This is a genomic window from Pseudomonas koreensis, from assembly GCF_036668835.1.
In the GTDB taxonomy this organism is placed as follows: Bacteria; Pseudomonadota; Gammaproteobacteria; order Pseudomonadales; family Pseudomonadaceae; genus Aquipseudomonas; species Aquipseudomonas koreensis_I.
Genome location: NZ_JAZEVW010000008.1, coordinates 181,903 through 203,013, shown reverse-complemented (window position 1 = coordinate 203,013; position 21,111 = coordinate 181,903). Strand labels below are relative to the sequence as shown.

Below are 21,111 nucleotides of genomic sequence, written 5' to 3'. Positions count from 1 at the left end.
CATGACGCAAGTCACGGTGAAACAACTGGCCGATGAGGTCAAAACACCGGTAGAGCGCCTGTTGCAGCAGATGCGTGAGGCAGGTCTGCCGCACACCGCCGCCGACGAAAATGTGACTGACAGTGAGAAGCAGTCCCTGCTGACTCACTTGAAAAGCAGCCACAAGGCGAAAGTGGAAGAACCACGCAAGATCACGCTGCAGCGTAAAACCACCAGCACCCTGCGTGTGGCTGGTAGCAAGAGCATCAGCGTAGAAGTTCGCAAGAAGAAAGTTTTCGTACAGCGCAGCCCGGAAGAAATCGAAGCCGAGCGCAAGCGTGAACTGGATGAGCGTCGCGCAGTAGAAAATGCTGCCCGTCAGAAGGCTGAAGAAGAAGCCAAGCAGCGCGCCGAAGAAGAAGCGCGCCGCCAGCCTGCTGCTGCGCAAGCCGCTGCCAGCGACGCCGCTGCGGCACCGGCTGCAGTGGCCGAACCTGTGCGCGAAAGCGAGCCGGTGGCTGCTGCTCCAGCGCCGTCTGCTGACGTTCGCAACAAGCAGAACGAACAGCGCCGTCCGGACAAGCCGCGTGCCGACGACAACAATCGTCGCAGCGGCGGTGGTGATGGCGAGCGTAAAAACGCTCCGCATCGCGCATCGGTCAAGGAAAAAGCCCCGGCTCCACGCGTGGCGCCACGCACTACCGACGAAGAAAGCGATGGCTTCCGTCGCGGTGGTCGCGGCAAGGCCAAGCTGAAGAAGCGCAACGCCCACGGTTTCCAGAGCCCTACCGGCCCTGTCGTGCGTGACGTGCAGATCGGCGAGACCATCACGGTTGGCGATCTGGCCAATCAGATGTCGGTCAAAGCGGCTGAAATCATCAAGTTCATGTTCAAACTGGGTACCCCAGCGACCATCAACCAGGTGCTTGATCAGGAAACTGCTCAACTGGTAGCCGAAGAACTGGGCCACAAAGTGACCCTGGTCAGCGACACCGCCCTGGAAGACTCCCTGGCCGAGTCCCTGAAGTTTGAAGGTGAGTCGTTCTCCCGTGCGCCAGTCGTGACCGTAATGGGCCACGTTGACCACGGTAAAACGTCCCTGCTCGACTACATCCGTCGTGCCAAGGTAGCTGCTGGCGAAGCCGGCGGTATCACCCAGCACATCGGTGCGTACCACGTTGAGACTGATCGCGGCATGGTCACCTTCCTCGATACCCCGGGTCACGCTGCGTTTACCGCAATGCGTGCCCGTGGTGCCAAGGCGACCGACATCGTGATCCTCGTGGTTGCAGCCGACGACGGCGTGATGCCGCAAACCATCGAAGCGGTTCAGCATGCCCAGGCAGCTGGCGTGCCTCTGGTGGTTGCAGTGAACAAGATCGACAAGCCGGGCGCCGATCTCGATCGCATCCGCAGCGAACTGTCGGTTCACGGCGTGACCTCCGAAGAGTGGGGTGGCGACACTCCATTCGTACCAGTATCCGCCAAAATGGGTACTGGCGTGGACGAGCTGCTTGAAGCCGTTCTGCTGCAGGCCGAGGTTCTCGAACTGAAAGCGACTCCATCGGCTCCTGGCCGTGGTGTGGTGGTTGAATCGCGTCTCGACAAAGGTCGTGGCCCGGTAGCCACCGTGCTGGTTCAAGACGGTACCTTGCGTCAAGGCGACATGGTTCTGGTCGGTTCGAACTACGGTCGTGTGCGTGCCATGCTCGACGAGAACGGCAAGCCGATCAAGGAAGCCGGTCCTTCCATCCCGGTCGAGATTCTCGGCCTGGACGGTACCCCGGACGCTGGCGACGAGATGAGCGTGGTTGCCGACGAGAAGAAAGCCCGTGAAGTGGCTCTGTTCCGTCAAGGCAAGTTCCGCGAAGTCAAACTGGCTCGCGCTCACGCCGGCAAGCTGGAAAATATCTTCGAAAACATGGGGCAGGCCGAGAAGAAGACGCTCAACATCGTCCTCAAATCCGACGTCCGTGGTTCGCTGGAAGCGTTGAACGGCGCCTTGAATGGCCTGGGCAACGACGAAGTTCAAGTGCGCGTAGTGGGCGGCGGCGTCGGTGGCATCACCGAATCCGATGCCAACCTGGCACTGGCTTCCAACGCTGTACTGTTCGGCTTCAACGTGCGTGCCGATGCTGGCGCACGGAAGATCGTCGAGCAGGAAGGTCTGGACATGCGTTACTACAACGTGATCTACGACATCATCGAAGACGTCAAGAAAGCCCTCACCGGCATGCTCGGCAGCGATGTTCGCGAGAACATCCTGGGTGTGGCCGAAGTGCGTGACGTGTTCCGTTCGCCGAAGTTTGGCGCGATCGCCGGTTGCATGGTGATCGAAGGTGTTGTGCACCGTAACCGTCCGATCCGTGTACTGCGTGAAGACATCGTTATCTTCGAAGGCGAGCTGGAATCCCTGCGCCGCTTCAAGGATGACGCTTCCGAAGTACGTGCCGGCATGGAATGCGGTATCGGCGTGAAGAGCTACAACGACGTCAAAGTCGGCGACAAGATCGAAGTCTTCGAGAAGGTTCAGGTTGCTCGCAGCCTCTGACTCGCGCACTTCAAGGGCCACGATGCGCCGTAGCATGCAAATGCGCGGTGCAGCGTCCGGACTCTAAACGCAACGCCCGGTCTGGCATTTGTCAGGCCGGGCGTTTGCCGCTTTCAGACCTTGCGGGTTTCACCGCTGGGCAGTAACAGGTAACAAATCATGGCAAAAGAATACAGCCGCACCCAACGTATCGGCGATCAGATGCAGCGCGAGCTGGCCCAGTTGATCCGTCGTGAAGTCAAAGACCCGCGCGTGGGTCTGGTCACCATCACCGCAGTGGAAGTCTCCCGTGACGTCGGTCATGCGAAGATCTTCATCACGGTGATGGGGCAGGACAACGCCGAAGACATCGCGCAAAGCATCAAGGTGCTTAATGCCGCCGCAGGTTTCCTGCGCATGCAACTGGCCCGTGAAATGAAGCTGCGCAGCGTGCCGCAATTGCACTTCCACTACGACGAATCCGTCGTGCGTGGCGCGCATTTGTCGGCGTTGATCGAGCGCGCCGTGGCTGAAGACAATCAGCACGTCGCGGCGCCTGCACCTGAAGACACCAAGGAGTAACTCGGTGGCTCAGGTCAAACGTATCCGTCGTAACGTCAGCGGCATCATTCTGCTCGACAAGCCGCTGGGGTTCACCTCCAACGCCGCGTTGCAAAAGGTGCGCTGGCTGCTCAATGCCGAGAAGGCCGGTCACACTGGCAGCCTCGACCCGCTGGCCACCGGTGTGCTGCCGTTGTGCTTTGGCGAGGCGACCAAGTTCTCGCAGTATCTGCTCGATTCCGACAAGGGTTACGAGACCCTGGCGCAACTGGGCAAGACTACAACCACGGCCGATGCCGAAGGTGAAGTTTTGCAGGAACGTCCGGTGACCGTTGGTCGCGCCGATGTCGAAGCGGTTTTGCCGAAATTTCGCGGCCAAATCAGTCAGATACCGCCGATGTACTCGGCGCTCAAGCGTGATGGCCAGCCGCTGTACAAGCTGGCCCGTGCAGGCGAAGTAGTGGAGCGCGAACCGCGTTCTGTTACTATTGCGCGCTTGGAATTGCTGGCCTTCGAAGGCGATACTGCGCGTCTTGCGGTGGACTGCAGCAAGGGCACCTATATCCGCACCCTGGTGGAGGATATCGGCGAGCAACTCGGTTGTGGTGCGTACGTCGCAGAATTGCGCCGTACCCAGGCCGGGCCTTTCACCCTCGCGCAGACGGTGACCCTCGAAGAGCTGGAAGCGGTACATGCCGAAGGCGGCAACGAAGCGGTCGATCGCTTTTTGATGCCATCGGACAGCGGCCTGCAGGATTGGCCGTTGCTGCATTTCTCGGAAGCGAGCGCGTTCTACTGGCTCAACGGCCAGCCGGTACGTGCCCCGGATGCCCCGAAGTTCGGCATGGTACGGGTACAGGATCACAATGGTCGCTTCATCGGCATCGGTGAAGTGAGCGAAGACGGGCGCATCGCGCCACGTCGCTTGATTCGGTCGGAATGACCGGAACCGGCCTGTGTCACAGCAGGTCGGCGAGTGTGGCTGTCAACAGGCACGGTCACGACTCATTTATAGATACAGGGATTTGTCCCTGGCCTGTTGAAACTGTTTTTTTGAAACAGTTTCCTGATAAGGAAGGATTGCCTCATGGCTCTCGACGTTCAAGAAAAAGCTCAAATCGTTGCTGACTACCAGCAAGCTGTTGGTGACACTGGTTCGCCAGAAGTGCAAGTTGCACTGCTGACCGCCAACATCAACAAACTGCAAGGTCACTTCAAGGCCAACGGTAAAGATCACCACTCCCGTCGTGGTCTGATCCGCATGGTAAACCAGCGTCGCAAGCTGCTGGACTACCTGAAAGGCAAGGACGTGAGCCGTTACAGCGCTCTGATCGCTCGCCTGGGTCTGCGTCGCTAATCAGCGATTGCGCTATGAGGTTGGTTGTCTGCAAGTCGTCAGCGGTTCGCCGCTGGCGCCTTGCAGGCTCCCAGCCTCAAGTTTTATCTGCGGCATGGCTTTACCTGTAGCACCCGGACAATACACATCGGGCCGATTCCCGAGATTGCCCAAGAATTCGCAAGAAACCGTTTTCCCCAAGAGCCACAAAGAAGGTAGGACACCGTGAACCCGGTAATCAAAAAATTCCAGTTCGGTCAGTCGACCGTTACCCTCGAGACTGGCCGTATCGCCCGTCAGGCCTCCGGCGCAGTATTGGTCACCGTTGACGACGACGTCAGCGTATTGGTGACTGTTGTCGGTGCCAAGCAAGCCGATCCGGGCAAGGGCTTTTTCCCTCTGTCCGTTCACTACCAGGAAAAGACTTACGCTGCCGGTAAGATCCCTGGCGGTTTCTTCAAGCGTGAAGGCCGTCCTTCCGAGAAAGAAACCCTGACTTCCCGACTGATCGACCGTCCGATCCGTCCGCTGTTTCCTGAAGGCTTCATGAACGAAGTGCAGGTTGTCTGCACCGTCGTTTCCACCAGCAAGAAGACCGATCCGGACATCGCTGCGATGATCGGTGCCTCGGCTGCCCTGGCCATTTCCGGCATTCCATTCGACGGCCCGATCGGCGCCGCGCGCGTGGCTTTCCATGAAAGCACCGGCTACCTGCTGAACCCGACTTACGAACAGCAAGCCGCTTCGAGCCTGGACATGGTCGTTGCCGGTACCTCCGACGCCGTACTGATGGTTGAATCGGAAGCCAAAGAGCTGACCGAAGACCAGATGCTGGGCGCGGTACTGTTTGCCCACGACGAGTTCCAGGTGGTGATCAACGCCGTTAAAGAACTGGCCGCTGAAGCTGCCAAGCCAACCTGGAACTGGGCTCCTGCGCCTGAAGCCACCGAACTGCTGGGCGCGATCCGTGCCGAGTTCGGCGACGCGATCTCCCAGGCTTACACCATCACCATCAAGGCCGATCGCTACGCGCGTCTGGGCGAGCTGCGTGACCAGGTGGTTGCCAAGCTGTCCGGTGAAGAAGGCCAGCCTTCGTCCAGCGAAGTCAAAGCCGCTTTCGGCGAAATCGAATACCGCACCGTTCGCGAAAACATCGTCAACGGCAAGCCACGTATCGACGGCCGCGACACCCGTACCGTACGTCCGCTGAACATCGAAGTCGGCGTTCTGCCGAAGACTCACGGTTCGGCACTGTTTACCCGTGGTGAAACCCAGGCGCTGGTTGTTGCAACACTGGGCACCGCCCGTGATGCACAGCTGCTGGACACCCTGGAAGGCGAGAAAAAAGACCCGTTCATGCTGCACTACAACTTCCCGCCGTTCTCGGTGGGCGAGTGTGGTCGCATGGGTGGTGCCGGTCGTCGCGAAATCGGTCACGGCCGTCTGGCCCGTCGTTCGGTTTCGGCCATGCTGCCAGCCGCTGACGTGTTCCCGTACACCATTCGCGTGGTGTCGGAAATTACTGAATCCAACGGTTCGAGCTCGATGGCTTCCGTTTGCGGCGCTTCCCTGGCTCTGATGGACGCTGGTGTGCCGATGAAGGCACCGGTTGCCGGTATCGCCATGGGTCTGGTTAAAGAAGGCGAGAAGTTCGCCGTCCTGACCGACATCCTCGGTGACGAAGACCACCTCGGCGACATGGACTTCAAGGTAGCCGGTACCGCCAAAGGCGTGACCGCGCTGCAGATGGACATCAAGATCAAGGGCATCACCGAAGAGATCATGGAGATCGCTCTGGGCCAGGCCCTGGAAGCGCGCCTGAACATCCTCGGTCAGATGAACCAGATCATTGGCCAGTCGCGTACCGAACTGTCGGCCAACGCACCGACCATGATCGCGATGAAGATCGACACCGACAAGATCCGTGACGTTATCGGTAAAGGTGGCGCGACCATCCGTGCGATCTGCGAAGAAACCAAGGCCTCGATCGACATCGAAGACGACGGTTCGATCAAGATCTTCGGCGAAACCAAGGAAGCTGCAGAAGCTGCTCGTCAGCGCGTTCTGGGTATCACCGCCGAAGCCGAGATCGGCAAGATCTACGTCGGCAAGGTTGAGCGCATCGTCGACTTCGGCGCGTTCGTCAACATCCTGCCGGGCAAGGACGGTCTGGTGCACATCTCGATGCTGAGCGACGCTCGCGTAGAGAAAGTCACCGACATCCTCAAAGAAGGTCAGGAAGTGGAAGTGCTGGTACTGGACGTGGACAACCGCGGCCGTATCAAGCTGTCCATCAAAGACGTGGCAGCTGCCAAGGCTTCGGGCGTTTAATCACCCCCAGCCTGTAGCGCAATGAAAATGCCCCGCCGTGCAAACGGCGGGGCATTTTTTTGCCTGCGAAATACCCGGACATTCTGCGAAGTTGCCGGACCACAACAGCGGTGCTAGTTTTAGCCCATCGCCCGTGTAGCTCAGCCGGTAGAGCAGCGCACTCGTAACGCGAAGGTCGCAGGTTCGATTCCTGTCTCGGGCACCATCCCTCGCTTATTTCACCTTGCGGCTCAGATCCTCGACGGTACGTTTGAGCTGATCCATGGCTCGATCCTGATCGTTGACCTTCTGCTTCAGATTCGAAATCTCGCTGCTGCTGGAATTGGAGCTGGAGCCACTGTTGCGCTTGAGGTCTTCAACCTGGCGGCCAAGGGTTTCCAGTTCACGGTCCTGTTCCTTGACCTTGTTCTTCAGTTCGTCCAACTCCCTGCTGCTGGAGTTTGAGCTGGAACCGCCGCTTCGCTTGAGCTCTTCGATCTGGCGCGATTGATCATTGAGGGTGTCGCGCATCTTTTGCAGCTCATCGATGCTGATATCGCTTTTGATCACGACGGTCTTGCCATAATCGTTGTGGATCAGTGAAACCTTGTCGCCATAGGACGGGCTGCTGGAACTCAGCTCAACGGCCATGGCACTTGCCGGCAGGACCAGGGCAGCAATCAAAGCGGTAGTGGAGACAACAGCGGAGATTTTCGAGAAGCTGCGCATCACTGGTTTTCCTTGTGAACAGCATGATGTGTGCCGAAGTGGCACATGGCTATGACTCGGGATCGGCATTTATGTTCCGCAAGTCAGCTTTTTGCACCAGAGATGTAAAGAGCCGTGTAATTCGTCATGCAAACGTCCTATATTCGGTGCCTGCATGAGCATCGCTTAGCAGTTTTCAGATGATCCCGAATGGTTCCGAAGGCCGGCCAAGCCGCGTCAGAGAGATCCTTGATGATCCAGATCCATCCTCCATTCTTAAGATCAACGAGAACGCCATGACTGAATTAACTCAAGAGCAGCGTCACGAACAAGCGCTGGAAAAGTACAAACTTGATGCGCCGCAACTGCTGGAAGAGATCAAGGATCTCAGTCCCGATGATCAGAAAGACCAGATTCAGTGGGCTTTTGAAGACGAAGCCGAGGCTCAGGGTTTGCAGCCTTGGGAGTTGACGCTCAAGTACACGAGCACGCCGGAGGAGTTCGAGGCCCAACGTCTCGTACTGCATAAAGAGGCGGCTGAAGTATTGGGTGTCGAATGGGATGAGTACTGCGAGATGAACAACCTCGTCGTCTAAAAGCAGCTACAAGTTTCAAGCGGCAAGCTACAAGTCAAAGCAAAAGTGTTATGGCTTGTAGCTTGAAACTTGCCGCTGCTGTTAGAGGCTGAGGCGCATCGACAGGTCCACCGCTTTGACATCCTTGGTCATCGCACCAATCGAGATGTAATCCACCCCGGTTTCGGCGATCGGCAGCAGCGTGCTTTCGTTGATGCCACCGCTGGCTTCCAGTTTCGCCTTACCGCCGTTCAAGCGCACGGCTTCGCGCATGTCGTCCAGGCTCAGTTCGTCGAGCATGATGATGTCGGCGCCGGCATCCAGTGCTTCTTTCAATTCCTGCAGACTTTCCACTTCGATCTCGACCGGTTTGCCCGGGGCGATCTTGTGTGCGGCGGCGACGGCTTCGGTGATGCCACCGCTGGCAGCAATGTGGTTTTCCTTGATCAGGAATGCGTCATAGAGGCCAATGCGATGGTTATGGCAGCCGCCGCAGGTCACGGCGTATTTCTGCGCCAGACGCAGGCCCGGCAAAGTCTTGCGCGTGTCGAGCAGCTTGACCTCGGTTTGCCCGACGAAATCGGCCAGGTACTGCGCGCGCGTGGCGACGCCGGAGAGCAACTGGAGAAAATTCAGCGCGCTGCGCTCACCGGTCAGCAGCGAGCGCGCCGGGCCTTCCAGATGGAACAGTGGCTGATTGGGTTTGACCCGTTCGCCATCGATCACTTGCCAATGCACCGCAACGCGCGGATCAAGCTGACGGAACACCGCATCGACCCACGCCGTGCCGCAGATGACAGCGTCGTCACGGGTAATGATGGTGGCTTTGGCCAGACGTTCGGCCGGGATCAGTTGTGCGGTGATGTCGCCGCTGCCGACGTCTTCGAGCAACGCACGGCGCACGTTGGCTTCGATTTCGGCGGTCAGATCGGCGAGACGTAGATTCGGCATAACGGGCTCCACAAACAAAGTGGCCCGATTATAGGGGCAGGGCGCGAGCCAACCCAAGGTGAGAACAGGCGTGCCGGCCTGCAGCCTGTCGATTTTGTTTGAGCAAACCAGCGATATCGTGGTCATTGAAGGGGCGTTGCTAGGGGAAACCCTGACGGCTATGGCGCGGGGAACACGTTATGAAAGATAATCCGCCTTGCATTTGACGTCATAGCATTGACGTCTGATGTCGCCAGAATGGCCGGGACTTGTGGGAGCGAGCCTGCTCGCGAATGCATTTTTTCAGTGACATTGATGCGGCTGACACACCGCCATCGCGAGCAGGCTCGCTCCCACAGGGGATCGGAGTTGCTTGATCGAACGAATCACCGTTTCAGGAGGCTTGGATGCACAGCGACGGAAAAGTAGTGCCTTTGCACAAGGCTGCTATTGATCAGGCGAATCACTCGCCGCTCGCCCGCCTGCCGGTGATTCTGCTTCAGGTCCGCGACAAGGCCGCGCAGCAATTGCGCCACGGTTTGCAGGAGCTGTTCGATAACGCCGATGACACCCTGTTCGAAATGGCCGACCGGGCGCGCAACGATGTCGAGCAAAACATCTTTTTCGAAGCCATGCGCGACCTGCGCCTCAAGCGCAAACACATCGAACGCGGCTTTCTCGAACTGTTTTTCGAAGCCTTCGTCGGCCTGACCCAATACGACCCCACCCACAATGCCTTGCCGCGCACGCTGCTGTTCGACGAGGCGGCGCCGCGCACCGACGACATGGAGCGCAGCGTGGCCATTGAAACCATGGTCCGTCGCGTGCTCAAGCGTGACGGCTTTGCCCTCGATCAGTTGACGGCGCGGCTCAACGCGTTGCTCGGCAAGACCCTCGACGATCAACACAACCCGCTCGGGCCGGCACTGCTGTGCGAATTCTTTCTGCAGGCCGGTCGCAATCTGGGCGTGGAGATCAAGGTCAAGCTGATCCTGCTCAAGCTGTTCGAGCGCTATGTCCTGGCCGAAACCGAGCAGCTGTACGCCGAAGCCAATCAACTGCTGCTCGCCACCGGCGTGTTGCCGGAGCTGAAAGCAGCACCGGCGCGGCGTGCGCTGGATCGTGCCGCCGCCCAGGTCGAGCGCGATGAGCGTGAAGAGTTGCCGCCCGCCGATGACGATGTGCAGGAAGTCTTCGCCGCGTTACAGCAGTTACTCGTGCAGGTGCGCGGCACGGTCGCGCCAACCCTGGAGCCGAGTGTCGCGGCGCAACCGATCTCCACCCGCGATTTGCTGCGTCTGCTCTCGCATCTGCAACACTATGTGCCGGCGCTGGCGACGCAAGATGATTTCGACCTGCGCAATCAGCTCGAACAATTGCTGACCCGGGTCAGTGTCAGGAGTGGCAAGTCGCGGATCGTCGGCGATGCAGACGAAGACGTGATCAATCTGATCGCCATGGTTTTCGACTGCATTCTCGAAGACCGCAATGTGCCGGATTCGCTCAAGGCGCTGATCGCCCGTTTGCAGATTCCAATGCTCAAGGTGGCGGTGCTCGACAAGAGTTTCTTCAGCCGCGGCACACACCCGGCGCGGCGCCTGCTCAACGAAATCGCCGAGGCGGCGATGGGCTGGGGCGATTGCGATGGCGAGGCGCGCGACAGTCTGTATCAGCGCATCGAACAAGTGGTGCAGCGCTTGCTCACCGATTTCGTCGATGACCCGGCGATTTTCTCCGAGCTGTTGGCCGACTTTCTCGCCTTCACCAGCGACGAACGCCGCCGCAGCGAACTGCTGGAACAGCGTTTGCGCGATGCCGAAGAAGGCCGGGCCCGAACCGAACTGGCGCGGCGCCGGGTCGAGCAGGTATTGAATCAGGCGTTGCTGGGCAAAACCCTGCCGCCGGCGGTGGTCACGTTTGTCGAGAACGCCTGGAGCAAGGTCCTGCTGCTGACCTGCCTGAAACATGGCGACCAATCCGCCGAATGGCAGGCCGATGTGCAGACCATGGAGCAACTGATATGGAGCGTGCAGCGTCATGAGGACGCCGAATCCAGCCTGCGCCTGCTGGCGCTGGTACCGGGGTTGCTCAAGTCGTTGCGTGATGGCTTGAACAGTTCGGCATTCGATCCGTTTGCCACCGGCGAGTTTTTCAGCGAGCTCGAAGCGTTGCACGTCAGTGTGCTGGAGCGTTCCGCTGAAGCCGATCAAGCCGCGCCCATGGTCGAGGTGTCGCAAAAGATCGTGCTGCCGGCCGTCGACGAGGGCGACACCACGTTGCCAACGGTGCGCCTGCCCCACGATGACCCCGGTTTGCGCCAGGTCGAGCAATTGCGCGTGGGCAGTTGGGTAGCATTTACCGAAGACGACGAGCACACCCTGCGCTGCAAACTCGCAGCGATCATCGAAGCCACCGGCAAATATGTCTTCGTCGATCGCACCGGAATGAAAGTGCTCGAGCGCAGCAGGACCGCGCTGGCCCTGGAGTTGCGCCGCGGTGTTGCACGTGCGCTGGACAATACCTTGCTGTTCGACCGTGCGCTGGAGTCGGTGCTGGGCAATCTGCGCCGACTCAATCGCGCCAAGTGATCGCGCGCCGGTGGCCGATCACGGCATACTGGGCGCCAACAAAGTCGGCGTTGAAGGAATCGGTATGCAGTTGGATCCCGCTAGCGGGTGGTGTCACGGGGTGCAGGTCTGCCCATCGCCCAACTTCAATGAACGTCCGAGCGGCGAAATCTCCTTGTTGGTCATCCACAACATCAGCCTGCCGCCGGCGCAGTTCGCCACCGGCAAGGTCCAGGAGTTTTTCCAGAATCGTCTGGATGTCACCGAACATCCCTACTTTGCAGGGATTGCCGACTTGCGCGTCTCGGCGCATTTTCTGATTGAACGTGACGGCGCGGTCACCCAGTTTGTCTCCTGTCTTGCGCGGGCGTGGCACGCGGGTGTCTCGGTGTTCGATGGGCGCGAGACCTGCAACGACTTTTCCGTGGGTATCGAGCTCGAAGGCACCGATGATCAGCCGTTCACCGATGCGCAGTATCAAGCGTTGATTGCGTTGACCCGGCAGTTGCAAACGGCATTTCCGGCGATCACCGACGCACGCATCTGCGGTCACAGTGATATTGCCCCAGGGCGCAAGACTGATCCTGGCCCGGGGTTCGACTGGGCGCGTTACCGCGCAGCCCTGGCACAAGAGGAAGGACGATGAGTTTTCTGGTGTTACTGCTGGCGCTGTGGATCGAGAAGTTTTCGGCCTTGCGCCATCGGGTTCAACGCGATGGCGGATGGATCCGCGAACTGCACAAGCTCGAAAGCAGCCAGCGCATGGCGGGCAAACCGTGGCTGGTGCTGACCATACTGGTGCTGTTGCCGGTGGCGCTGCTGGCGCTGTTGCTGCTGGTGCTGGAACCGGTGGCGTATGGCTTGCTGGCGTTGCCGGTGCATTTGCTGGTGGTGATTTACAGCCTGGGGCGTGGCGATCTGCTCGGCGGGCTCGGGCCGTTTCGCGATGCCTGGCGCCGCGAAGATTTGCAAGCGGCGGCGCATGTGGCCAAGCGCGATCTGAACATCTGCGCCGACAGCGGCGAGCAGTTGCTTGAACGCGTGCAGGCGCATCTTTTGTGGCAGGCCTATCAAAGCTTCTTCGCGGTGATTTTCTGGTATTTCGTCCTCGGCCCGGTGGCAGCACTGGCGTATCGCTTGCTGGCGCTGGCTCAGGAACATGGCCAGAACCCGGCGCTGGTCGAGCGCGCCGCGCAACTGCGGCATGCCTTCGACTGGTTGCCGGTACGTTTGCTGGCGGCGAGTCTGGCGCTGGTCGGCAACTTCGTCGCGGTCAGTCGGGTGATGCTGCATGAGTTGCTCAACTGGAACATCAGCGCGGCGCAACTGATCAACCGCGTCGGTCTGGCGGCCGGAGAAATCCCGCCACCGGCGCTCGGGCCGGAAGGCATCAACACCCTCGACTGCCTGTGGGAACTTCTGCTGCGCGCAGCGGTTCTGTGGTATGCCGGGTTTGCCCTGTGGACCGTACTGGTGCACTGACCCCGACGTGCCGAGGGCGCCATTCCCTCGGCACGGCTGCCGTTAACCTTAAGTTACAAAAACTCCCTTCGATTTGAGCTATACAGAGATGGCGCCAGATGGTGGCTATCTGCTTTCGCTGCGCGCCTGCCAATAAAAACAAGAAAAACAAGGGAGACTTCCAGTGAAGAGCTTGCTCTATCCCGCCGTCTCGCTGATGAACCGCTTGAGCTTCGGCATGAAGTTCAGCCTGATCAGCGTGCTGTTTCTGGTGCCGATGCTGGTGACCAATTTCTATCTGGTGCGCGATTCCTATCGCGAATTCCAAGGCACTCGGGTCGAATTGCAAAGCCTCGACCTGCTGGGCAGCGGCCTCGCCCTGCGTCGGGATCTGGAAACCCTGAACAATCTGGTGCAGATCAATGTCACCCTCGGCCAGTCCGGCAAAGCGGGAAATGTCGAAGCGCAGATCAGCACGCTCGAACAAGCGCTGCTGGCCCGTCTGCAAAGACTGACGGCGATGACCGACGACCCCGAGCAGATCAAGCTTTTCGATGCCAAGCGCGATGAAATGATTGCCGCGTTCAAGGCCCAGCAAGCGGAGAACTCGCTGCAAAGTAAAAGCGCGTTGATCGGCAAGCTGCTCACCAGTGCGCAGATTTTCAGCCAGATCATCAGCAGCCAGGCCGGGTTGAGCCGTGACAACCAGAGTGACATCCGCCAACTCAGCGAACTGGTCACGCTCATTACGCCCAGCGTCACGCAAACGCTTGGCGAAGGCCGGGCGATGGGCTCTTACTCGTTGGGCCAGGGTTTTCTCAACAGTGCGTCGAGTACCCGCTTCGATGAACTGCTGGTGCAGATTGAAAAGCTCCAGGCCGAATATGGCCTGAAACTGCAAGACGCCCTCGCTTCCAGCAGCGCCGCGCGTGAATCCCTCAACGCCCCGGCCGAGAGCAGCAAGGCCTCGCTGAAACAGGCCAGCGAACTGTTCGAAGAACAGGTCGTGATGGCCGACACCCTCGATGCGCCATGGCAGGCGTTTTATGACCAGGTCACCGGGCTGATCGACAAGACCTACCAGCTCAATGACGCCACGCTGAAATTTCTCGACCGGCAATTGCAGCAGCGCCTGGCCCAGAACCGCACCCACATGGTCCTGCAGGCGGTGGCGCTGTCGCTGGTGTTTGTGCTGATTTTCTATCTCTACGGCGGCTTCTACGCCTCGACCCGCACCACGCTCAAACGTCTCGGCGCGATGATGGACAAAGTGGCGGCCGGCGACATGACCGTCAACTTCAAGGCCAGTAGCCGCGACGAACTCGGCGAATTGGGTGAGGTGTTCAACGGCACCGTGAAGAAGATTCACGACTTGATCGAGCGGGTCGGTCAGACTGTCGCTGAAGTCGAGCGCCAGGCCGGGCAGGTGGAAAATGTCTCGGCACAAAGCAATCAGGCGGTTGCCGGTCAGCGCACGCAGATCGAGCAAGTGGCGACGGCGATGAATCAGATGTCGGCAACCTCGCTGGAGGTCGCGCGCAGTGCCGCCGCCGCCGTGAGCAGCGCCCACAGCGTCAATGAAGAGACCGTCAGCGGCCGCGGTCTGGTCGAGTCGCAGCAGGGCAGCATTGCCGCACTGGCCAGTGAAATCGACCAGTCGGTAATAGTCATCAATCAGTTGGCCAGCGACAGCCAGTCGATCAGCCGCGTGCTCGAAGTGATCAAGAGCATCGCCGAACAAACCAACCTGCTGGCGCTCAACGCCGCAATCGAAGCCGCGCGTGCCGGCGAGCAGGGGCGCGGTTTTGCCGTGGTCGCTGATGAAGTGCGCACGCTGGCCAAACGCACCCAGCAATCGACCGAAGAAATCGAGCAGATGATCGCCAAGCTGCACGGCGGCGTCGGCGCGGCGGTAAAAGCCATGGGCATCAGCCATCAGATGGCCAACGGCACCGTTGACCAATCGGCCAAGGTGCAGCAGGCGCTGGAAAACATCCTCGGCGCGGTGGGCATGATTGTCGATCAGAACCAGCAGATCGCCGCCGCGGTTGAACAGCAGACCGCCGTGGCCCACGACATCGACCAGAACATCGTCGAAATCAACCGCGTCGGCGAACGCACGGCGCAGGGCGCGCACCAGACTGAAGATGCCAGCCGGGCGTTGTCGGCGCAGGTGGTTGAACTCAAGCAATTGATCAGCGCGTTTCGCGTCTAGGCCTTACGCAGATCCCTTGTAGGAGTGAGCTTGCAGGAGGGCGATGTGTTACCAGCCGAAGACTTCGCTGCAGTTGGCGGTGCTGGCAGTGGCGAGTTGGTCAGGAGTGATTTTCATCAGTTCGGCTAGCGCCGCGCAAATCGCCGGTAAATGCGCCGGGCTGTTGCGCTGGCCGGGGTACATCGTCGGGGCCATGTCCGGTGAGTCGGTTTCCAGCACCACCGACTCCAGCGGCAGCTCCGGCAACACGCGGTGCATGCGCAACGCCTGCGGCCAGGTTGGGGCGCCGCCCAGGCCGAGTTTGAAACCGAGCTTGATGTACTCGCGCGCTTCTTCGCGGCTGCCGGCGAAGGCGTGGATGATCCCGGCGCGTTTGAGCTTGAAGCGTTTGAGCGTTGCGATCACCGCCGCGTGGCTGCGGCGCACATGGATCAGCGCCGGCAGTTGGAAGTCTGCGGCCAATTGCAGTTGCGCCTCGAACAGCGTCTGTTGCCGCTCGCGGTCGAGGGTTTCGATGAAGTAGTCCAGACCGATTTCGCCCACCGCGCACAGTTGCCGATGACCGTGCAGGCGCGTCAGCCAGTCGCCCAGTGTCTGCAGGTCTTTGGGCCGATGCTGATCGAGAAATACTGGGTGCAGACCGAATGCCGCGTAAAGATCGGCATCGCTCTGCACCAGGTCCCACACCCGTTGCCAGTTACCGGTATGCACGCCAAGCACCACCATGCGCCGCACGCCGAGGGCGCGGCTTTCGGCGAGCAACGCCGAGCGATCGGCGTCGAAGTCGGGGAAGTCCAGGTGGGTGTGGCTGTCGATCAGCTCCACGATTCAGTCCCGGTGAATACGCTGCTTGAACGTACGCGCGATGGCTTGTACGCCGGGGGCGTACTCCGACTGTTCGACGGCAGCGAGCGCCAGTTCCAGCGCCTTGTCGGCGATCAACTGGTGCTGCTGGGCCATGGCATTGACCGGCAGCGGCAGGAAATCCAGCAACTGCGTGTCGCCGAAGGTGCCAAGGCGCAGCGGCCGCGATTTCAGCGGGAAGTCGTGCAGCGCATCGAACACACCCTGCAGCAAAACGTAGGACGTGGTGATCAGCGCGTCGGGCAAATGCCCCAAACGTTGCAAGAGTTCTTCCATCAGTTGCTGGCCGCATTCGCGGCTGAAGGCCTCGGCGTGTTCGACCAGCACTTCGCCTTTGAAGTCGCTCAGTGCCTGCCGGAAACCGGCGGCACGCTCCTGGCTGATGCTCAGTTCCGGGCGCGCGCCGAGCAGCACGATCTGCTTCGGTTGCGGATCGAGCAGGCTCTGGGTCAGGTGCAGGCTGGCTTCGCGGTCGTCACTGATCACCGAGCAGAAATGCTCTGGCTCCATGACCCGGTCGATGGCGATGATCGGCAGCCCTTTGGCCTGCAATTGCCGATAACTGTCATCGCTGGCCGGCAGGCAACTGGCGACGATCAGCGCATCGCAGCGGCGCGCGCGGAACAGTTGCAGCAACTGCCGTTCGCTCTCAGGCGCATCGTCGGAACTGGCGATCAGCAACTGATAACCGCGAGCCCGCGCGCCTTGCTCGAGCAGCTTGGCGATTCGCGCGTAACTGGGGTTTTCCAGATCCGGCAGAATGAAGCCCAGCGTGCGCGTATGCCGGCTGCGCAGGCCGGCCGCTTGCGGGTTTGGGGTAAAGCCGTGCAAATCGACCACCGCGCGCACGCGCTCGACGGTCGCTGTGCTGATGCGTTGCTGTTCGGCCTTGCCGTTGATGACGTAGCTGGCGGTGGTGACGGAGACGCCGGCCAACCGCGCGATATCACTGAGTTTCAACCCGGGATTTCCTTGTTTTTTCGAGCATGCGTCGACATTTTCGCCAATCCTACCCGATTCGGGCAGACGACTTATGGCCTACGCACTTCCGACAAGTTGGACTTCAACGATGAGACATTATCGAGTAACGTGCCGATCAATCTAGATTAAACGTTTCAGCAAGCGTATTTTCTACGTTTTAGACGCCTTTGGACGGTTCTGCCGTAAAACCGCCAAAACTGCCGCTCAAAAAGCGCGGCCGAGCGCCTAAGCTGTGACCATCAAAACAATACCTGGCCTGTATCGGGCCAAAAAGGAGATTGCATGCTCGAGCTCACTATAGAGCAGATATCCATGGGCCAGACGGCCGTGGATAAACCCGCCGCCCTGCAACTTTTGGCCGATCATCTGGTTGCCGATGGCCTGGTCGCCGATGGTTATCTCGCCGGCTTGCAGGCCCGGGAAGCACAGGGCTCGACCTTTCTCGGCCAAGGTATTGCCATTCCTCACGGCACCCCGCAAACCCGCGATCAAGTGTTCGCCACCGGCGTGCGCCTGATGCAGTTTCCCGAGGGCGTCGATTGGGGCGATGGGCAGATTGTCTATCTGGCGATCGGCATCGCGGCCAAATCCGATGAACACCTGCGCCTGTTGCAACTGCTGACCCGCGCCCTCGGCGAAACCGATCTGGGCCAGGCCCTGCGTCGTGCCAGCTCGCCGCAAGCACTACTGAAGTTGCTGCAAGGTGCGCCGCAGGAACTGGCGCTGGATGCGCAGATGATCGGCCTCGGCGTTTCTGCCGACGATTTCGAAGAACTGGTCTGGCGCGGCGCGCGTCTGCTGCGTCAGGCCGATTGTGTCAGCAACGGTTTCGCCGGCGTGTTGCAGCAGGTCGAAGCGCTGCCGCTCGGCGATGGCCTGTGGTGGCTGCACAGCGAGCAAACCGTGAAGCGACCGGGCCTGGCGTTCGTCACCCCGGACAAACCGATGCGTTACCTCGGCCAGCCACTCAGCGGTCTGTTTTGTCTGGCCAGCCTTGGCGAAGCGCATCAGGCGTTGCTCGAGCGTTTGTGTGCGTTGCTGATCGAAGGCCGCGGCCATGAATTGGGCCGCGCCACCAGCAGCCGTAAAGTCCTCGAAGTGCTCGGCGGTGAGTTGCCTGCCGACTGGCCGAGCGCGCGGATTGCGCTGGCCAACGCCCACGGTCTGCATGCGCGGCCGGCAAAAATACTCGCGCAACTGGCGAAGAGTTTTGACGGCGAAATTCGTGTGCGCATTGTCGACAGCCAGGACAGCGCCGTGTCGGTCAAAAGTTTGAGCAAATTGCTCAGCCTCGGTGCCCGGCGTGGTCAGGTGCTTGAGCTGATCGCCGAACCGAGCATTGCCGCCGATGCCTTGCCGGCATTGCTCGCCGCCATCGAAGAAGGTCTCGGCGAAGAAGTCGAACCATTGCCGCCAGTCAGTCAGCAGCGTGAAGTGATGGCCGACATCGCCGAGGTGCTGGTCGCCCCGGCCTCTGGCAGTCTGCTGCAAGCGATTCCGGCAGCGCCGGGCATTGCCATCGGCCCGGCGCATGTTCAGGTGCAACAAACTATTGATTACCCGTTGCGCGGCGAGTCCGCCGCCATCGAGCGTGAGCGCCTGACGCAAGCGCTGAGCGACGTGCGCGCAGACATTCAGGGCCTGATCGAACGCAGTAAGGCGAAAGCCATTCGCGAGATTTTCATCACCCACCAGGAAATGCTCGACGACCCGGATCTCACCGACGAAGTCGACACCCGCCTCAAGCAAGGCGAGAGCGCCGAAGCGGCGTGGATGGCGGTGATCGAAGCCGCGGCGAAACAGCAGGAAGCGTTGCAGGACGCCTTGCTCGCCGAGCGCGCGGCGGATCTGCGTGACATTGGTCGCCGTGTGCTGGCGCAGTTGTGTGGCGTGCAAACCGCGAGCGAGCCTGAGCAGCCGTACATTCTGGTGATGGACGAAGTCGGCCCGTCCGACGTTGCGCGTCTGGACCCGGTGCGCGTCGCGGGGATTCTCACCGCTCGCGGCGGCGCCACCGCGCACAGCGCAATCGTTGCCCGCGCCCTCGGCATTCCGGCGCTGGTTGGCGCAGGCGCAGCGGTGTTGCTGCTGGAGCCGGGTACGCCGTTACTGCTCGACGGTCAGCGCGGGCGCCTGCATGTCGACGCCGATGCTGCGACCCTCAAACGTGCCGCTGAAGAGCGCGACACTCGCGAGCAACGCCTGAAGATCGCCGCCGAACAACGCCATCAACCGGCACACACCACCGACGGTCACGCCGTTGAAGTGTTCGCCAACATTGGCGAAAGCGCCGGTGTGACCAGCGCGGTGGAGCAGGGCGCCGAAGGCATTGGCCTGCTGCGCACCGAACTGATTTTCATGGCCCACCCGCAAGCGCCGGACGAGGCGACGCAAGAAGCCGAATACCGCCGCGTCCTTGATGGCCTCGCCGGGCGTCCGCTGGTGGTGCGCACGCTCGATGTCGGCGGCGACAAACCGCTGCCGTATTGGCCGATCGCCAAAGAGGAAAATCCGTTCCTCGGCGTGCGCGGCATTCGCCTGACCTTGCAGCGTCCGCAGATCATGGAAGCGCAACTGCGCGCCTTGCTGCGTTCGGCCGACAACCGGCCGCTGCGGATCATGTTCCCGATGGTTGGCAGCGTCGAAGAATGGCGCCAGGCCCGCGCCATGACCGAACGCCTGCGGAAGGAAATCCCGGTCGCCGATCTGCAACTGGGGATCATGATCGAAGTGCCCTCGGCCGCGTTGCTCGCACCGGTGCTGGCCAAGGAAGTCGACTTCTTCAGCGTCGGCACCAACGACCTGACGCAATACACCCTGGCCATTGACCGTGGTCACCCGACGCTGTCGGCGCAGGCGGACGGCTTGCACCCGGCGGTGCTGCAACTGATCGACATCACCGTGCGCGCGGCCCATGCCCATGGCAAATGGGTCGGCGTCTGCGGCGAGCTGGCGGCCGATCCGCTGGCGGTGCCGGTGCTGGTCGGCCTCGGTGTCGATGAACTGAGCGTGTCCGGCCGCAGCATTGCCGAAGTCAAGGCGCGCATTCGCGAACTCAGCCTGACCCAGGCGCAAACCCTTGCTCAACAGGCCCTGGCCGTGGGCAGCGCCAACGAAGTGCGCGCATTAGTGGAGGCCCTGTAATGGCCAAAATTCTTACCCTGACCCTCAACCCGGCGCTCGACCTCACCGTCGAGTTGCCGCAGCTGGAGGCCGGTCAGGTCAATCGCAGCGACGAGATGCACACCCACGCTGCCGGCAAAGGCGTGAACGTCGCGCAGGTACTCGCCGACCTCGGCCATCAACTGACGGTCAGCGGTTTTCTCGGTGAGGACAATCTGCAAGCGTTCGAAACCCTGTTCGCCAAACGCGGCTTTGTCGACGCGTTCATCCGCGTGCCGGGCGAAACGCGCAGCAACATCAAGGTCGCCGAACAGGACGGCCGCATCACTGACATCAACGGTCCCGGGCCGGTGGTCGATGCAACGGCGCAGCAAGCGTTGCTCGACCGTCTGCTGCAGATCGCACCGGGGCATGACGCGGTGGTGGTCGCCGGCAGTTTGCCGCGCGGGGTCACGGCACAGTGGTTGCGTGAGCTGATCGAAAAACTCAATGCGCTCGGCCTGAAAGTCGCCCTCGACTCCAGCGGCGAAGCGTTGCGCGCGGCATTGCAGGCCGGGCCTTGGCTGATCAAGCCGAACACCGAAGAACTGGCCCATGCGCTCGGCTGTGAAGTGGTTTCCCCGCTCGCCGAAGCGCAAGCCGCCGCACAGTTGCACGCCCAAGGCATCGAGCATGTGGTGATCTCCCACGGCGCTGACGGCGTGAACTGGTTCAGCGTCGGCTCGGCGCTGCACGCGACGCCGCCCAAGGTCAGCGTCGCCAGCACGGTCGGTGCCGGTGACTCGTTGCTGGCCGGCATGCTCCACGGTTTGCTCAGCGCCGATACGCCCGAGCAAACCCTGCGCACGGCCACCGCGATTGCCGCGATGGCGGTGACCCAGATCGGTTTCGGCATCAACGACGCCGCGCAACTGGCGCAGCTCGAACAGGGCGTGCGCGTGCGCCCCCTGACAGAACAATAAGAGGGTTTG

Annotated in this window: 16 protein-coding genes, 1 tRNA gene and 1 pseudogene; 14 read left to right on the top strand and 4 right to left on the bottom strand. The window is 60.7% G+C overall.

Translation table 11 applies throughout. The annotated features are described in order from the left end of the window. Position 1 precedes the first annotated feature (1 nt). The 6 genes from infB (at position 2) to V6F91_RS21625 (ending at position 6,942) form a co-directional block, all read left to right on the top strand. On the top strand, positions 2 to 2,530 hold the full coding sequence (infB, locus tag V6F91_RS21650; RefSeq protein ID WP_332768006.1) for a translation initiation factor IF-2: 2,529 nt from the start codon (positions 2 to 4) through the stop codon (positions 2,528 to 2,530). 159 nt (positions 2,531 to 2,689) lie between these two features. Next, positions 2,690 to 3,091, top strand: a complete 402-nt coding sequence (gene rbfA / locus V6F91_RS21645; protein WP_016771753.1) for a 30S ribosome-binding factor RbfA — start codon at positions 2,690 to 2,692, stop codon at positions 3,089 to 3,091. Positions 3,092 to 3,095: 4 nt separating this feature from the next. Then, complete coding sequence (gene truB, locus V6F91_RS21640) at positions 3,096 to 4,013, top strand: tRNA pseudouridine(55) synthase TruB (RefSeq protein ID WP_024011571.1); 918 nt, start codon at positions 3,096 to 3,098, stop codon at positions 4,011 to 4,013. Between the two features lie 144 nt (positions 4,014 to 4,157). After that, positions 4,158 to 4,427 (top strand): 30S ribosomal protein S15, encoded by a 270-nt coding sequence (gene rpsO / locus V6F91_RS21635; protein ID WP_011332409.1) that lies wholly within the window; start codon positions 4,158 to 4,160, stop codon positions 4,425 to 4,427. Between the two features lie 204 nt (positions 4,428 to 4,631). Further along, entirely contained in the window at positions 4,632 to 6,737 is a 2,106-nt protein-coding gene (pnp, locus tag V6F91_RS21630; RefSeq protein WP_332768001.1) for a polyribonucleotide nucleotidyltransferase, read from the top strand. A gap of 129 nt (positions 6,738 to 6,866) precedes the next feature. Further along, positions 6,867 to 6,942 (top strand) — tRNA-Thr (locus tag V6F91_RS21625). A gap of 8 nt (positions 6,943 to 6,950) precedes the next feature. Here V6F91_RS21625 and V6F91_RS21620 read toward each other — a convergent pair. Further along, positions 6,951 to 7,445 carry a hypothetical protein gene (locus tag V6F91_RS21620; RefSeq protein ID WP_332767999.1) on the bottom strand — a complete coding sequence of 165 codons (495 nt, stop codon included), beginning with the start codon at positions 7,443 to 7,445 and terminating at the stop codon, positions 6,951 to 6,953. Between the two features lie 275 nt (positions 7,446 to 7,720). On the opposite strand from V6F91_RS21620, the gene V6F91_RS21615 reads away from it, so the two are divergent. Then, a complete protein-coding gene (locus V6F91_RS21615; protein ID WP_064119459.1) occupies positions 7,721 to 8,020 on the top strand; it encodes a DUF6388 family protein in 300 nt (99 codons plus the stop codon). Positions 8,021 to 8,101: 81 nt separating this feature from the next. Here V6F91_RS21615 and nadC read toward each other — a convergent pair whose 3' ends face one another. Next, positions 8,102 to 8,950, bottom strand: a complete 849-nt coding sequence (gene nadC / locus V6F91_RS21610) for a carboxylating nicotinate-nucleotide diphosphorylase (protein WP_093104768.1) — start codon at positions 8,948 to 8,950, stop codon at positions 8,102 to 8,104. 386 nt (positions 8,951 to 9,336) lie between these two features. Between nadC and V6F91_RS21605 the strand changes: the two genes are divergently transcribed. The 5 genes and pseudogenes from V6F91_RS21605 to V6F91_RS27545 all read left to right on the top strand — a co-directional run bounded on the left by V6F91_RS21605 (position 9,337) and on the right by V6F91_RS27545 (position 15,172). Then, positions 9,337 to 11,517: a DUF1631 domain-containing protein gene (locus V6F91_RS21605; RefSeq protein WP_332767995.1), complete on the top strand. Its 2,181-nt coding sequence runs from the start codon at positions 9,337 to 9,339 to the stop codon at positions 11,515 to 11,517. A 64-nt stretch (positions 11,518 to 11,581) separates the two neighbouring features. After that, complete coding sequence (gene ampD, locus V6F91_RS21600; protein ID WP_332767993.1) at positions 11,582 to 12,142, top strand: 1,6-anhydro-N-acetylmuramyl-L-alanine amidase AmpD; 561 nt, start codon at positions 11,582 to 11,584, stop codon at positions 12,140 to 12,142. Then, positions 12,139 to 12,978: a regulatory signaling modulator protein AmpE gene (gene ampE / locus V6F91_RS21595; RefSeq protein ID WP_258450531.1), complete on the top strand. Its 840-nt coding sequence runs from the start codon at positions 12,139 to 12,141 to the stop codon at positions 12,976 to 12,978. Before ampD ends, ampE begins: the two co-directional genes overlap by 4 nt. A 196-nt stretch (positions 12,979 to 13,174) precedes the next feature. Beyond that, positions 13,175 to 14,266: pseudogene (locus V6F91_RS27550) on the top strand (methyl-accepting chemotaxis protein); the annotation flags it as partial. Then, entirely contained in the window at positions 14,243 to 15,172 is a 930-nt protein-coding gene (locus V6F91_RS27545; RefSeq protein ID WP_423815349.1) for a methyl-accepting chemotaxis protein, read from the top strand. The pseudogene V6F91_RS27550 and the gene V6F91_RS27545, both read left to right, overlap by 24 nt. A 48-nt stretch (positions 15,173 to 15,220) precedes the next feature. On the opposite strand, the gene V6F91_RS21585 is transcribed toward V6F91_RS27545, so the two are convergent. Both V6F91_RS21585 and cra read right to left on the bottom strand, forming a co-directional pair. Next, the gene (locus tag V6F91_RS21585; RefSeq protein ID WP_332767987.1) at positions 15,221 to 15,997 is read right to left on the bottom strand and encodes a TatD family hydrolase; all 777 of its coding nucleotides are present in this window, start codon (positions 15,995 to 15,997) and stop codon (positions 15,221 to 15,223) included. 3 nt (positions 15,998 to 16,000) lie between these two features. After that, positions 16,001 to 16,996 (bottom strand): catabolite repressor/activator, encoded by a 996-nt coding sequence (cra, locus tag V6F91_RS21580; RefSeq protein WP_258450528.1) that lies wholly within the window; start codon positions 16,994 to 16,996, stop codon positions 16,001 to 16,003. A 303-nt stretch (positions 16,997 to 17,299) separates the two neighbouring features. Between cra and ptsP the strand changes: the two genes are divergently transcribed. After that, entirely contained in the window at positions 17,300 to 20,161 is a 2,862-nt protein-coding gene (gene ptsP / locus V6F91_RS21575) for a phosphoenolpyruvate--protein phosphotransferase (protein ID WP_332767985.1), read from the top strand. Beyond that, a complete protein-coding gene (pfkB, locus tag V6F91_RS21570; RefSeq protein ID WP_332767983.1) occupies positions 20,161 to 21,102 on the top strand; it encodes a 1-phosphofructokinase in 942 nt (313 codons plus the stop codon). The genes ptsP and pfkB overlap by 1 nt, the downstream gene beginning before the upstream one ends. Positions 21,103 to 21,111 lie beyond the last annotated feature (9 nt).